Source organism: Colwellia sp. BRX10-1 (assembly GCF_014077545.1).
Taxonomy (GTDB): domain Bacteria; phylum Pseudomonadota; class Gammaproteobacteria; order Enterobacterales; family Alteromonadaceae; genus Colwellia_A.
In genome coordinates, this window is the sequence record NZ_JACGWC010000007.1 from 47,834 (window position 1) to 62,080 (window position 14,247).

Consider the following 14,247-nt stretch of genomic DNA (forward strand, 5'->3'; position numbering starts at 1 on the left):
TGCACTTATATAATCCCGTGCTCGCACGGGATTTTTATTTCCACTAAAGCCTACTTATTTATCTTATTCTGTATTTTACAAAAATAATCAAGGTAAAAGCTGACAACTTAACAATTCAGCTTTTTTAACCGGTTACTCACCGTTTTTAAACGTGCTGCATCTTGTAGCTTGGCCGAGTGCAACATAGAATAAATTCATTAGCTTTGTCTATACGATATTAACAAAGTCATTTAATTGTCTAACATTTAATAAAGGTCATTTATGAAAAAGCGCTTACTCGCCCCGCTTGCTATTGCTATCGCATTAGCCGGTTGTCAGTCGTACGACGATAACAAGAATCAAACCAAAGAAAGTCAGCAAAAAATTAAAAAAGCTGAACATATAAATCCATTGTTCAGTGCATTTACTACGCCACACGGCATCCCCCCTTTTGATCAAATTAAAAAAAGTGATTACTTACCCGCATTTGAGCAAGCTATTAGTGAAAATAAAATAGAAATTTCCACTATTGCCAATGCCACTAACACAGCAACATTTGCAAATACCATTGAAGCGATGGAAAAGTCAGGTGACTTTCTTAACCGCGTCAGTAATGTATTTTACGGTTTAACCGGTTCAATGTCTGACGAAGAAATGCGTAATATTGCCAAAGCAGTATCACCACAATTATCAGCGCTAAATGACGACATTAATCTTAATGCAAAATTATTTGCTCGGGTAAAAACGGTTTATGACAAAAAAGATCAACTGAATTTACAAGTAAACGAATTAACCTTACTTGAGAAAACCTACAAAGGTTTTGTCCGTGGTGGTGCTAATTTATCAGATGCTGACAAAGTAAAATTACGCCAATTTAATACGCAATTGAGTGAATTAAGCTTAAAATTTGGCGAAAATTTATTACACGAAACGAACAGCTTTGAAATGGTTATTGATAACAAGGCTGATCTAAACGGTTTACCTGATGATATTATTGCCGCCGCCGCTGTTACGGCAAGCGATAGAGGCCATGAGGGTAAATGGGTATTCACCACTCATCGTCCTAGCAAAAACCCCTTTCTAACCTATGCAACTAATCGTAAATTACGGGAAACCTTATATAAAGGTTACACCATGCGCGGTAACAATGATGATGAGTTTGATAACAAGAGTATTGCTGCAGAAACAGCCAGCTTACGTTACCAAAAGGCACAATTATTAGGTTATAAAACTCACGCACATTTTGTCCTTGAAAATGCGACGGCTAAAACACCTGAAAACGTATTTGGTTTATTAAATCAAGTATGGCCAGCTGCTTTAGCGAGAGCAAAAGAAGAGTCAGCTGATATGCAAAAGCTGGCTAACTCACAAGGCACTAAAATTGAAATAGAAGCCTGGGATTGGTGGTACTACGCTGAGAAAATTCGTAAAGCTCGCTACGATATAGATGCAGCAGAAACTAAGCCATATTTCTCGCTAGAAGGTACTTTACAGGGAATATTTTTCACCGCAGAGAAATTATGGGGCGTAACCTTCAAAGAACGCAACGACTTACCTAAATACCATGAAGATGTACGTACCTTTGAAGTCTTTGATAAAGACGGCAGCTATGTTGGTATTTATATGACTGACCATTACGTGCGCGAAAGTAAACGTGGTGGTGCTTGGATGAGCAGCTTCCGTAAACAACATCGTATGTATGGTGAAGAAGTTACCCCTATTATCTACAACGTATTAAATTATCCACGCCCGGTCGGTGATACGCCAACATTATTAACTTTTGATCAAGCGTCAACTTTATTTCATGAATTCGGTCATGCAATTCAGGGCTTGTTGTCTAACGGTTATTACCGCTCACAAACAGGTACTGCTTTACCACGTGACTATGTTGAATATCCTTCACAAGTCATGGAAAATTGGATGACTGAACCAGAAGTATTAGCAAACTTTGCTAAGCACTATAAAACCGGTGAAGTTATTCCAATGGCATTAGTTGATAAAATTCAAGCTTCAGGTAAATTTAATCAAGGTTTTGGTACCACTGAATACCTTGGTGCAGCTTTACTTGACATGAGTTGGCATTCTTTAGAAACAGCAGAGTTGCAAGATGCTGCAGTATTTGAGAAAAAGGTCTTATCAGAAATTGGCTTAATCAAAGAGATATCACCTCGTTATAGAACAGGTTACTTTTCTCATATATTCTCTGGCGGTTATTCATCAGGTTATTACGGCTACATTTGGTCAAATATCTATGATGCAGATACTTGGTTAGCGTTTAAAGAAAATGGCATATTCGATGAGAAAACTGCAGATTTATACCGTAAGCATATCTTAGAGCCCGGTGGTAGTGAAGATCCTACCATAATGTACCGTCGCTTTAGAGGTCAAGACCCTAAAGTTCAACCTTTGCTTGACCGTCGTGGTTTAACGACAACTAAGTAACGTTAACCCTAATATTATTAATATCCGTTATTTAAGACTCCGTCATGCTGATACTAGATTTATATGAGTCTCAGCATGACGATTTATAACTGAAAAAGATATTAACTGACATAGCGCTTTATGGTTGCTAAAAAAGCTAAGTGCTTATATTTACATGCTGATTTTATATCCAATAAAGTCCTTTTCAGCGGAATAACGTCCAGCTTTAAAAATTTTTAATAAAAGTTTATTTGTATTGTTTATAACCTAATAATGTAATAATAATATTCTTTCATCGCCATATAGCTCACTAAAGTTAACCCCCAATTATGAAGTTAAAATCTGCTGTATTACTCATATTGAAAGGTTTTGTAAAAATGAGTGTTATTTTCAATAACCGTAAAATAAAGCCTTCGCTGTTTTTATTTTTGCTGATACTTTTTCCTTCCTGCGTTTCATTCGCTGCAGTGCAATCAACTCGGTTTGAGCGTCTATCTATTGAAGATGGCCTACCACAAAGTGATGTAACTCAAATACTACAAGACAGACAAGGCTTTATATGGGTAGGGACTTCCAACGGGTTAGCGCGTTATGACGGCTATACGTTTAAAGTATTTAAACATAGTGGTAAAAATCAGAACTCACTAACAGGCAATGTGATTCGAACTATATTTGAAGATAAAAGTGCTAACCTCTGGATAGGTACAGAAGTTGGACTTAATCACTTTAATCCGAGAACTGAACAGTTTAGCCACTTTCGTCACAATGCTAATAAGCCAAATAGCTTAAGCCATGATGTTGTCAATGCAATAACTCAAGACCGCTTAGGCAATATTTGGATTGGTACTCGGGGCGGACTTAATCGTTTTGATCCAAAAACAGGGCAGTTTACTCATTATAAATATAATATAAATAATCCAAAGAGTTTAAGCCATAATAATGTCTGGGCAATATTAGAGGATAATAACGGCGAAATTTGGGTTGGCACTCATGCTGGTCTTAGTCGCTTTAATGCAAAAACCGAGCAATTTACTCATTACGTTCACAATGCTAACGACCCCAATAGCATAACTCAAGGAACAGTTTGGTCAATAATTACCGATAGGCAAGATAATCTTTGGATGATTACTGAAGACGGCTTAAATCGATTTAGTCTGCAGACTGAGCAATTTACTCATTACCGCCATGAGGCTAATAATGCTAATAGTTTAAGTGATGGAGTAGTTTTAACGTTAGCAGCTGATAAAAACGGCAACCTTTGGATTGGGACAAATATGGGATTGAATAGACTGAACCTTGAAACTGAGGCTTTCACCTATTACCGTCATGAAGAGGCTAATATAAATAGCCTAGGCTCAGGTAATGTTATGGCTATTTTAGAGGACAGAGAAGGTAATATTTGGTCAGGGACTAACAAAGCGGGTCTTAGCCGCTTCAATCCAAAAATAGAGCAGTTTGGTCATTACCGTCGAGATGCCTTTACCCCCGGGAGCTTAAGTAGTAATTGGGTTGCTGCGATCGTTGAAGACCAGCAAGGCGATCTTTGGGTGGGGGTTGATTCAGAAGGTATTAATCGCTTTAATAAAAAAACTCAGCAGTTTGAGCATTATAGTATAAATAAAACTAACCCAGAAAATATAAGTAATAACTGGGTTAACGCAATAACTAAAGATCACCAAGGCAATATTTGGTTTAGCACTAGGAGTGCATTAAATAAATTCACCCTCAAAACGGAGGTATTCAGTACTTATCGGCATAACTTGGATGATTCAGACAGTTTAGGTAGCAGAGGTATCCAAGCGATAACTGAAGACAGCCAAAATAACCTTTGGGTAGGTACTGCTAATGGCCTAGATTATTTTCTCCCTAAAACTGCAAAATTCAGGACCTATCAGCATAGTGAAGTTAATTTAAACAGTTTGAGCCATAACCATGTTTTAGCAATAACTGAAGATAACCAAAAAAATCTTTGGGTGGCTACTGTTGAGGGCCTTAATTATTTCAATCCGAAGACTGAAGTATTTACTCATTATCGTCATGATATGACTCAACCAAACAGTTTAAGTCATAATTATATTAGCTCAATAGCTTTAGATGACGAGGGTAACCTTTGGGTAGGCACCATGAATGGCTTAAACCTTATGGATATGAAGTCGGGGGAGTTTGTACGTTTTACCGAAGAGGATGGATTACCTGATAGCACCATTTATGCAATAGAGATTGATGAGCAAGGTTATTTATGGATAAGTACCAATCAAGGCTTATCTCAATTTAACCCCAAGTCTAAAACGTTTAAAAATTATGATGTTGCCGACGGCTTACAAAGTAATGAATTTAATGCTGGCGCTTCTTATAAGAGTGACAGTGGCGAATTGTTTTTTGGCGGCATTAATGGTTTTAATCGATTTTTTCCTAATAAGCTAATTCAGGATAACAATAAACCTGTGGTCGTTTTCACCGAAATGCTATTGTTGAATCAATCAGTCGCTATCGATGCCAATAAAGAACACGATAAAAATAAGGCAAAACCAGAAGATGGTACATTTTTTTTGGAGAAAGGGATCCATGCAACATCAGCAATCACTTTAACCCACAAAGAAAATTTAGTGGCGTTTGAGTTTAGTGCTTTACATTTTTCTGCCCCAAAAAAAAATCAATATGCATACAAGCTTGAAGGTTTTGATGACCATTGGATAATGACCGATTATAAAAATCGCCGAGCAACGTACACAAATCTATCTGGTGGTGAATACTTACTAAGAGTAAAAGCAAGCAACCCTGATGGTATTTGGAATGAAGAAGGTGTTTCACTTAAAATAACCGTGCAACCACCGTTCTGGAACTCTTGGTGGGCATATACCTTATATTTCATCTCATCTTTGTTCATATTAGTCTTTTTTATTAGGGCTCATCAAAAAAAAGCAATTTTTGAACGTGACCTTATTAAGCAATTAGAGCATCAAGTTTCCACACAAACGGCTTCAATCAAACAAGAATCGAAAAAGGTTATTAAAGCGAATGAAGTTAAATCTCAATTCTTAGCGAATATGAGCCATGAGATAAGAACACCTTTAACCTCTATTATTGGCCAAACTGAAGCGATATTACATGGTGATATTGATAACAGTGCTGACAGCATAAAAGTCATATATAATAATAGCTTGCACTTGCTTAGCTTATTGAATGACACCCTAGATTTAAGCAAAATAGAGGCAAATAAATTTGAATTAGAAATAACGGCCTTAGATCTGATACAAATACTTGTCGACATTAAAAATATTTTCTCAGAACAAGCTAAATCTAAAGGCTTAAATTTTACCATATACCATACTTTGCCCTCCCCTTTTATGATCAATATTGATGGCTTTCGTTTAAAGCAAATTCTTATTAACCTTTGTTCAAATGCCATTAAGTTCACTGAAAAAGGGGATGTTGCTATTGAAATATACGCGCAACATTATAATCATATCAACGAATTAACCTTCAAAATACGTGATACAGGCATAGGTATCAGTGATGAACAATTAAGAAGAGTGTTTGACGCCTTTACGCAAGCAGATACCAGCATTAGTCGGCGCTTTGGTGGCTCAGGTTTAGGGCTAAATTTATCTGAAAAATTAGCAGACTTCATGGGGGGAATAATCGATGTTGAAAGTGAGATAGGTCAAGGCAGTATTTTTACCTTGATATTACCGTTCACTCCCACCAGTTCAACTGAGATTGTAAAAGAATTCGAAGTAACAAAGAAGACCTTCAGTGGCGCTATTTTATTGGCTGAAGACCATGATGATAATAGGCATTTAATGAGCAGGCTACTGACCGGACTAGGTTTTGAGGTTTATACTGCGACAAACGGCTACGAAGTAATAGCGTCTTACTTTAAAAATAAACCTGATTTAATCTTACTTGATATTCAGATGCCAAAAATGGATGGTATAGAAGCGATAAAAATTCTAAGAGCTAGATCTTGTGAAGTACCGATTATTGCATTAACGGCAAATACCTTAGCCAAAGATCTAGAACAATATTTAGCGCTAGGATTTAATGGATTTCAAGCTAAGCCTTTTGAGCGACAAAACTTTATCAATACCATCGCTAAGTATTTTGAACAGCCTATCAAAACCAACCACGAAGACAATAGCTCGCTAACTAATAGCAACATTGATATATCTGATTTGGTTGCTAAATTTGAAGTGGGTTTAATTGCAGAACATAAAAACTTCATATTGTTGAACCAAACGAATGATAATGATGCACTTGCTAAGCAAGCACATAAACTAGCTGGAGCCGCACAAATGTTTGGTTATAGCAACATAACACGAGTCGCAATGAGCTTAGAGTCCAAAATTAAGAAAAAAAATTCTGCCGCTATTAAATCTAGCACCCATGAGCTTATTGCGGCGTTATTAACGGTTATTAACAAAAGTGACTGATAACGTTTCTCATCATTTTATCTGTTAGCACATTTGAAGCATATTAATCCGGCTATTAGCACCATATCCTACTGTTCGTCTTAAACGTAAAAACCCCAGTAAGTGCAAACTTACTGGGGTTTTTATCAGCTTAAACTAAAAGAAACACTTACTTCATGTAAGGGTCACTTTCAAAAAAAGCAAAAACGGTATCAAAGGCAGGTTCTTGATATTGCTTCAAGCCGGTATCACGAAAATCAATATCTATTTGACTTCTTACCAGGGTTTTCTTAACAAAACTACCCGCAATAATTTCTACTTGTAGTTCTTTTATAAGTTGAATACACGCTTCTAATTTAAAGCCAATCGGTCCACCAGAAAATTTACCTTTTAAAGCACGACCACGGATAACAACTTTATCAACGTGATAGTCTTCCATCAATTTAGCAAAGGTAAATTGGAAGTGTTGTACTGCTTCGGAATCACCTGCATCTACTAAAGATATTTTTTGCACGCGTGTTTGCGGAATATCATACAAACCGTTTTCACGTGACATAATACAAATAATTGCATCATTACCTTTTAATTCAACACCACATATTCTCATAACTTACCCTCATTAAATTCGCGGTCGCATTATATACCGAAACAGTGAATACCGAAACAGTTAATGACATTAGTTGTATTACCCTATAGTGTTGCTTTTAATTTAATCCCCTTTTGCTTAGTAAAATCAAGATAATCTTCTAAGGCTTTGGGGTTACCTTTATTTTTCTGGCAAACACTTTTTTGATATTGATAACTAAACATATCAAACCATTGATCCAATAATTGTCCATTGACCGGTTCTTTTGCCATTGTTAACATTTTTGCCGCGACTTCTGCGGTAGCAAATTGATAGTTTTCTTCGGCAATGCGTATTTGATAGCGAGAGGTATTAGCCGCTTCGTCAAGTAAATGTGGGTCAAAAGCAGCAATGGGGAATTGGTTCAAGTAAGGACTTTTACGAAACATTTTTTTCGCTTCACGCCAGCAACCATCCAACATAACAAAGAGTGGTCTTTTACCTGAAGGTATGGTCATTTCATTACAAAAAACCTCACGTTCAGCCTGTGCATACTGTTGAGGAAAAACAACATAAGGTTGCCATTGCTCGTCGTTTAAAATGGCTAACATTTCTTTATTTTCTTTAGTTCTTGACCAAAGAAATGCAAAGGTATCTGGCACGACATCAGCAATTAACTTGCCTGTATTACTTGGTTTTAGTACTTCTGTGTCATACATCAATAATAAAAAACCGGCATTACTGGTAGATTTTGGCGAATATGAACAAATACAATGAGGTTTTGCTAGACGACATAAGTCACAACGTACAACACGTTGCCCACGAGACTTGTAAGTCGTCGTGCTCAGACTCATACGATAATGATGAAGTTTATGTACAGCGTGCATAAGTGTAATTAAGACCAATTCCAACATAAAAAAATAGCGGCAATTAAGGCCGCTACTTTAGTGATTTTTAGTTTGATGTGCAATGCTTAAAATTGCGGTTTACTGAATAAATTAACTTACTCAAACCCATTAGGGTTTTGTGACTGCCAGCGCCAAGTATCAGCAATCATAGTATTTAAATTACGTGTTGCTTGCCAGCCTAATAGGCTGTTTGCTAATGATGCATTAGCGTAAACAGTGCCAATATCACCCGCGCGGCGCGGTACAACTTTATAAGCGATGTTTTGACCACTAATTTGTTCAAAAGTATTCACTATTTCTAATACCGATGTACCATTTCCCGTACCGATATTAATGGCTTTACAGCCTTGTATTTTTGTTAAACTCTCTAACGCTTTAACATGACCAATCGCTAAATCTACCACATGAATGTAATCACGAACACCGGTGCCGTCTGGCGTGTCGTAATCATCTCCAAAGACTTGTAGTTGAGGTAAACGTCCTACAGCTACTTGGGCAACATAAGGTAATAAATTATTAGGAATACCATTAGGATTTTCACCAATAGTCCCTGATTCATGTGCGCCAATCGGGTTAAAATAACGCAGACATACGATTGACCATTCGCTATCACTTTTCGCTAAATCAAACAGCACATGCTCAACCATTAATTTAGTTTGCCCATATGGGTTAGTCGCAGAAGTTGGCATAGTTTCATCTAATGGTGATGGGTTATTCTCACCGTAGACAGTTGCAGATGAGCTAAAAACTAAATTTTTAACGCCATGTTTAGCCATCACCTGAAATAAAGTAACAGAGCCTGAGACATTATTTTGATAATAACTCAGTGGAATTTCGTTTGATTCACCAACCGCTTTTAAGCCAGCAAAGTGCACAACTGCTTCGATATTATATTGCTCAAAAACAGCATCGAGCGCTGCTTCATCGCAAATATCAGCTTTAATAAAGGTTACTGTTTTCCCGGTAATCGCTTTAACGCGATCAAGGACTAAGGTAGATGAATTTGATAAGTTATCAACGATAACAATATCTTTATCTAATTTAAGTAACTCTACCACGGTATGACTACCGATATATCCAGTACCGCCGGTGATTAATAAACTCATTTTTAGTCCTTGTTTAAATAGATCCGAGATCTTAAAGCCGTCATATTGATACTGAAATTCATTCAGGATGACGATGGGAAAGTGATACTTTATTTAATCACTGTGTTATGAGTGATATTCTGACACTGTCGCGATAAACTTACTAAGGATTTTTTGGATAATTAAATGTCTACCGTGTCTTCTCGACTGTTAACCTTAGCCTCAATGCTTAATATTATCAGGCTAAATTCTACGCAAAAATATTATAAGTGATTTAATACATCCCAAATAAACATAGTAGCCGTTATGTTTTACTATCCAACAATATAAAGTACAGACAAGACTTTACCGCTACTTTATTGGTTTGGCTGAATTAACATTATCCTTCTGCGAGCTCTCTTGCACAAAGGAACGCTTTTATTTCATCACGAGAACCCAAAATATGCTGTTTTAACAAAGCAACAGACTTTTCAATATTACCTGCTTTACATAGAGCGAGTAATTCATTGTGTTCAGATTCTGCTTTTGAAATACCCCCTGCCCATAATAAATGCATGCGAATATAACGGTCTGCATTTTTATTCAAAGTGTTAACTAAGTCTTGTGTTTGCGGACGATTTGCCCCTGAGTATAAACAGTTATGGTAATCAGAGTTCAATTCGCTCCAGGTATTAGCCGCATTTTCTTTACCAAGCGCTTTGTCTAATTTCCCAAGAAGTTCTGTCGCTTCGTCAAGTTTTTCAACCGTAAGACGAGGGATTGATGACGCCAACAAGTCAGCTTCCAACATAGCACGCAGTTCAAATAATTCATCAACTTGACTAGCATTTAGCTCGGTAGCTGTAGCGCCTTTATGCGGTTCAAAAGCAACTAAACCTTCAGCTTCTAATTGTAGTAACGCTTCACGTACCGGAATTCGACTAACATTTAACTCTTCGGCTAATGCCGCTTGCCGTAAAGGTTGTCCTGCTTGAATTTCGCCACTGAGGATCTTCTCTCTAAGGGTTTCAACAACTAACTGAGTTCGGGTTTTATAAACAATGGTCATAAAGTACTTCTCTTGCAAGTGTGCTGACATTATAAGGGTTTATTAGCTAAAAAAAAGCGACTAACAAATATTAGCCGCTTATTGTTGTTATCAATGAAAGTTATAACTTCAAACCTACCGACTTAATAATCTAGTTAGTGACTCATAGGGCTGATTTTAATAACCAATGATTGGGGGAGGAGTTGATTTGCATTCCCAACAGTGATTACGATCATTTAATTAGCGCTAAACGTATGGCTTACCTTGTTTTTTTTATGAATACACTTCAACTTCTGTTGGTACCTTATTGTCAATTAAATGATGATTTCATAGACAATCGCTAAATCATTTTTACGCGATATTAAAGTATTTCACTTGCAACAAGATTGGCCTTTAAGTTGGCCTCTAATTAGGGATAAATTCTATGAATTATTATTATCAGCTCTTTAAAGTAGCACTTGCTGAAATCACCCATTTTAAAAGCCATTTACTTGTCTTTGAAAAGAGCTCAGCTAGCACTATTATGTGTCAATTTACCCATCCCCCTTTTAATGACAAATAAAATAAAGACTAGCCAGCTAGTTAAAAATTCTTTAAGTAACACAACTATTACAGGGCATTAATCGACGTATAAAGTTATTAACATCAACACCCTTTTATGACGAAAAAAACGATGGAGATTACAATACAAAACTGGGACTTGGCATTTTTATGCGTTAAAATAACGCAATATTATATTAAATAATAACATCACCAATAAGATAGCGATAACCACAACTTGGTCGTATTATACAACGAACTACAATCCTTTTTTAATTGATTTTAAGCTCCATAGAGTAATTTTTTTCATATATAACTTGGCAAACACAAAGGCTTACCATGCAAAACCACCAAATAATAAAAAAAAGAATATTCACTTTACTGTTATTGGTTACTGCAATGGCAGTATTTATGCCAAAATCTGCAGCAACCACGATCATTTTAGACTTCACGACTATCGACTCTACTGATATGTATGGCGCTAAGACTAATGCTTTTGATGAATCTATCTATGGCTTTAGTAACATGGGATTAAATGACGTTATTAACAATATATCGTCGGCGATCAGCAATGACTTCTTTGGCTATAGCTATGCTGGTTTATCGGCTGGTAAAGAGCTAAATATTAATTTCGAAGTTGGCACAATAGGTTCAGGCCCAAGTAATGGCGATAATGAGTTCTCGTATTTTCAATTCGGTAACGTAACCAGTGGAGAGTCACATTTAGGCCATGCCTGCTCAGGATGTGCTTTAACATCGTATTGGCAAGGGAAGGTTATTGGTTCAATTTTCACCAATAATATAGCAACAGACTTAGCCCGCTATGCCACTAATAATAAAGAACTGATTAACCTGATAGCTGGTACAGCATCACATGAAATTGGCCATTCTCTTTTCTTATCACATCCAGGGGGAAAAGAACTTAACCCCGGTGAGTCGGATTATGGTTTGATGGCAACAGGTGCTTCACAACCGTCTATGCCAAACGAGCAACGAGTACTAGACCGTGCCTTCTCTAATAGAAATTTCGATACTTTAATAACGAGAGTAGGTCTTCGAGATGTTCAAATCGCCGCTATTCCAGAGCCAAGTACTATTTTGTTATTGTTAAGTGCCTTACTTATGCTTATTGTAAAAAGAAAAAAATATTAGTGGTGACTTTTATTTTATTAAAAAATAGTTCTATAGTACAAAAAAAAATAGTCTTTTATACTAAGCTACTTACGTGTTTACTTTTTTTATTTATGCTACTAAATTCGTTTGTCGCTCATGGCGATCAAATATTTTTAAGCTCGCAAGCGCTTGTTAAAGTTTCTGATGTTGCCGTAACAGGAAAGCTAATACATAAACAAAATATAACACTTACAAACAAACAAGTTATTCGTGTGGGTGCTATTTATATCGAACAGGTATTTAAAGGGCTATCACCGAGTCAACAGAGTCTTTTAATAGAACTCCCACCTTTCACAGCTAATGGAATGTTAAAGAGTACTGATGTTGTTTTAGAGATAGGTAATGAAGGTCTCTGGTTATTAAAAAGGCACACTAATGGTCTTTATCGAATAGAACGGCCAGACGCCTTATTACCAAAAGAAAAAGCAACCATATTATTTAAGTGATCCCCATTAGTCCCCCTACTTAGATTGGCACTAGGGTGAACTAATACTGAGCGGTACTAACACTAAGGGGGAAACTTGTTATTAATAGGTCTCCTTGACCGCATAGTATTAATTTTAAAAGGTTCATGAAAAAGCTAAACTCATTAATGCAGTGAAACAGATGACATCGAACATTGTGCTGTTTCTTTACTTTGATAAATAGCTTGTTGGCTATCAATAATGTTTGCGTCTTTCGGTGCGAGTCTTAAGGCTTGTTCAATCGTTTGTTTTGCCAATTGGTTACAGCCTATCGCATTTAATGCATAAGCATAATTATTGAGGTAAGCAGACTCTTGTGTTGCTAATTTATAACCTTGTTGATACCAAAAATTTGCTTGTTTTACATCGTGGCTTAAAAAGTAATTACCCAATAAAAAATAAGGTAGCCAATAATCTGGCCATTGCTTGGTTGCTTGGGTAAGCGCTGTTATGCCCGCTGAGCTTTTCCCTACTGAAATTAAATCTTGGGCTGCGCGCGTATAAATGAATGGCTTCAAATACTGACTGGCTTTAGTCGGGGGGAGCGCAGCTAAAAGCCAATATTTACCTCTAGCCCATGTTCTTTCAAAAACACTAAACTCAGCAACTCTATTAGCAAGGTCACCCGAATGCAGGGTAATAAGTTGTTTTTTTAAGTCATAACCGGTAACCACAGCATAATGCCACATCGGATACCAAGGCGTTGAGACATTTTGCAAAACAACAACAGGTATATCTTCGCTAACTAACGACAATAACTGAGCCAAATTACCTTCTTGTGCGTAAGCAACAAAACCAGCTTGACGAGCAGCAGCAACCATCTCAATTTGAAAGCTACCTTTTAACTTTGGAACAAATAACTCAGCCGCTAAGCTTTGTTGATCTTTTTCCACCCCATAATAATTAAAAACTTCAGACAGCGTTGCAGGACCACAAAAAAAATCTTGCTGGGGGAAGAAAGGTACGTTGTTAATTTGATGTTTAGTCGTAATGTCAGGCGGTGAAGCCAAGAGTGCCTTACTTTGCGGTGGCGTTGCACAGCCATTAGCTAAAAACAAAAAGCTGACCAATAGGCCAGCTTTACAAAAGGTATAATTTAACACCTATAATTTAATTTATGGGTCTAATGAATGAATAAACATCAGTTATACCCATTACATCCAAAACAGCTAAAACCACTAGCACAGTGACTATAGTACCAACGACTCCGCTAGCAGCAGGCATATCGTTTAGGGTTGAATTAAAAGTATTGAGTTCTTGTTGTGTCATATTAGCCACTCGAGTTCGAGCATCGGCAACATTAACCCCCAAAGAAACTAACTTTTCTTGAACTTCTGCACCATCAAGTAAGCTTAAAACTTGTTGGGTGTTATACAAACTTTGCTGCTGTTGAATAACATTGCTTGAAGGGATAACTGCGCCAAAAGCATTTGAGATGCTAAACAACACAGTAAATATTGCACAGGATACTATTGATATTTTTTTCATGTTATTGCTCGCTTAATGATTAATAGTGATACTTGTAAAATAAAATAAGGCTAACGACTAAGCGTTAATTACTTTAGCCAGTCACAAACCGTTATATATCAAAGTATGACTCTAGCACAGATAATTGAAAACCCTAACAATGTTAGGCGACATCTTGATTTTATATAAGGTTAATCCGTTGTGCT

11 protein-coding genes are annotated in these 14,247 nt (G+C 36.8%); 5 read left to right on the top strand and 6 right to left on the bottom strand.

Going from position 1 to position 14,247, the window contains the following annotated elements; all coding sequences use genetic code 11:
* The first annotated feature begins 261 nt into the window (after positions 1-261).
* Together H4J75_RS08075 and H4J75_RS08080 are read left to right on the top strand one after the other, a co-directional pair.
* Positions 262-2,421 carry a M3 family metallopeptidase gene (locus H4J75_RS08075; protein ID WP_182221826.1) on the top strand — a complete coding sequence of 720 codons (2,160 nt, stop codon included), beginning with the start codon at positions 262-264 and terminating at the stop codon, positions 2,419-2,421.
* A gap of 308 nt (positions 2,422-2,729) precedes the next feature.
* Positions 2,730-6,833 carry a hybrid sensor histidine kinase/response regulator gene (locus H4J75_RS08080; protein ID WP_182245216.1) on the top strand — a complete coding sequence of 1,368 codons (4,104 nt, stop codon included), beginning with the start codon at positions 2,730-2,732 and terminating at the stop codon, positions 6,831-6,833.
* Positions 6,834-6,981: 148 nt separating this feature from the next.
* Here the strand turns inward: H4J75_RS08080 and H4J75_RS08085 are convergent, their stop codons facing one another.
* The 4 genes from H4J75_RS08085 to H4J75_RS08100 form a co-directional block, all read right to left on the bottom strand.
* Positions 6,982-7,419: a DUF3010 family protein gene (locus tag H4J75_RS08085; protein ID WP_070375975.1), complete on the bottom strand. Its 438-nt coding sequence runs from the start codon at positions 7,417-7,419 to the stop codon at positions 6,982-6,984.
* 83 nt (positions 7,420-7,502) lie between these two features.
* The gene (locus tag H4J75_RS08090; RefSeq protein WP_182221828.1) at positions 7,503-8,264 is read right to left on the bottom strand and encodes a tRNA-uridine aminocarboxypropyltransferase; all 762 of its coding nucleotides are present in this window, start codon (positions 8,262-8,264) and stop codon (positions 7,503-7,505) included.
* Positions 8,265-8,380: 116 nt separating this feature from the next.
* On the bottom strand, positions 8,381-9,391 hold the full coding sequence (galE, locus tag H4J75_RS08095) for a UDP-glucose 4-epimerase GalE (protein ID WP_182221829.1): 1,011 nt from the start codon (positions 9,389-9,391) through the stop codon (positions 8,381-8,383).
* 358 nt (positions 9,392-9,749) lie between these two features.
* The gene (locus H4J75_RS08100; protein ID WP_070375969.1) at positions 9,750-10,418 is read right to left on the bottom strand and encodes a GntR family transcriptional regulator; all 669 of its coding nucleotides are present in this window, start codon (positions 10,416-10,418) and stop codon (positions 9,750-9,752) included.
* A gap of 403 nt (positions 10,419-10,821) precedes the next feature.
* Here H4J75_RS08100 and H4J75_RS08105 point away from each other — a divergent pair, with 403 nt between their 5' ends.
* The 3 genes from H4J75_RS08105 (at position 10,822) to H4J75_RS08115 (ending at position 12,556) form a co-directional block, all read left to right on the top strand.
* Positions 10,822-10,959: a hypothetical protein gene (locus tag H4J75_RS08105; RefSeq protein WP_182216521.1), complete on the top strand. Its 138-nt coding sequence runs from the start codon at positions 10,822-10,824 to the stop codon at positions 10,957-10,959.
* 317 nt (positions 10,960-11,276) lie between these two features.
* Positions 11,277-12,089 (top strand): PEP-CTERM sorting domain-containing protein, encoded by an 813-nt coding sequence (locus H4J75_RS08110; protein WP_182216520.1) that lies wholly within the window; start codon positions 11,277-11,279, stop codon positions 12,087-12,089.
* 2 nt (positions 12,090-12,091) lie between these two features.
* Positions 12,092-12,556 (top strand): hypothetical protein, encoded by a 465-nt coding sequence (locus tag H4J75_RS08115; protein WP_182221830.1) that lies wholly within the window; start codon positions 12,092-12,094, stop codon positions 12,554-12,556.
* 143 nt (positions 12,557-12,699) lie between these two features.
* Here H4J75_RS08115 and H4J75_RS08120 read toward each other — a convergent pair whose 3' ends face one another.
* Positions 12,700-13,632 carry a PA2778 family cysteine peptidase gene (locus tag H4J75_RS08120; RefSeq protein WP_259366343.1) on the bottom strand — a complete coding sequence of 311 codons (933 nt, stop codon included), beginning with the start codon at positions 13,630-13,632 and terminating at the stop codon, positions 12,700-12,702.
* 52 nt (positions 13,633-13,684) lie between these two features.
* A complete protein-coding gene (locus tag H4J75_RS08125) occupies positions 13,685-14,062 on the bottom strand; it encodes a PA2779 family protein (protein WP_182216513.1) in 378 nt (125 codons plus the stop codon).
* Between the last annotated feature and the right edge of the window lie 185 nt (positions 14,063-14,247).

Coding starts and splice junctions, on each gene's coding strand:
- H4J75_RS08075 (WP_182221826.1), top strand. CDS start 262: ATGAAAAAGCGCTTACTCGCCCCGCTTGCTATTGCTATCGCATTAGCC.
- H4J75_RS08080 (WP_182245216.1), top strand. CDS start 2,730: ATGAAGTTAAAATCTGCTGTATTACTCATATTGAAAGGTTTTGTAAAA.
- H4J75_RS08085 (WP_070375975.1), bottom strand. CDS start 7,419: ATGAGAATATGTGGTGTTGAATTAAAAGGTAATGATGCAATTATTTGT.
- H4J75_RS08090 (WP_182221828.1), bottom strand. CDS start 8,264: ATGCACGCTGTACATAAACTTCATCATTATCGTATGAGTCTGAGCACG.
- galE (WP_182221829.1), bottom strand. CDS start 9,391: ATGAGTTTATTAATCACCGGCGGTACTGGATATATCGGTAGTCATACC.
- H4J75_RS08100 (WP_070375969.1), bottom strand. CDS start 10,418: ATGACCATTGTTTATAAAACCCGAACTCAGTTAGTTGTTGAAACCCTT.
- H4J75_RS08105 (WP_182216521.1), top strand. CDS start 10,822: ATGAATTATTATTATCAGCTCTTTAAAGTAGCACTTGCTGAAATCACC.
- H4J75_RS08110 (WP_182216520.1), top strand. CDS start 11,277: ATGCAAAACCACCAAATAATAAAAAAAAGAATATTCACTTTACTGTTA.
- H4J75_RS08125 (WP_182216513.1), bottom strand. CDS start 14,062: ATGAAAAAAATATCAATAGTATCCTGTGCAATATTTACTGTGTTGTTT.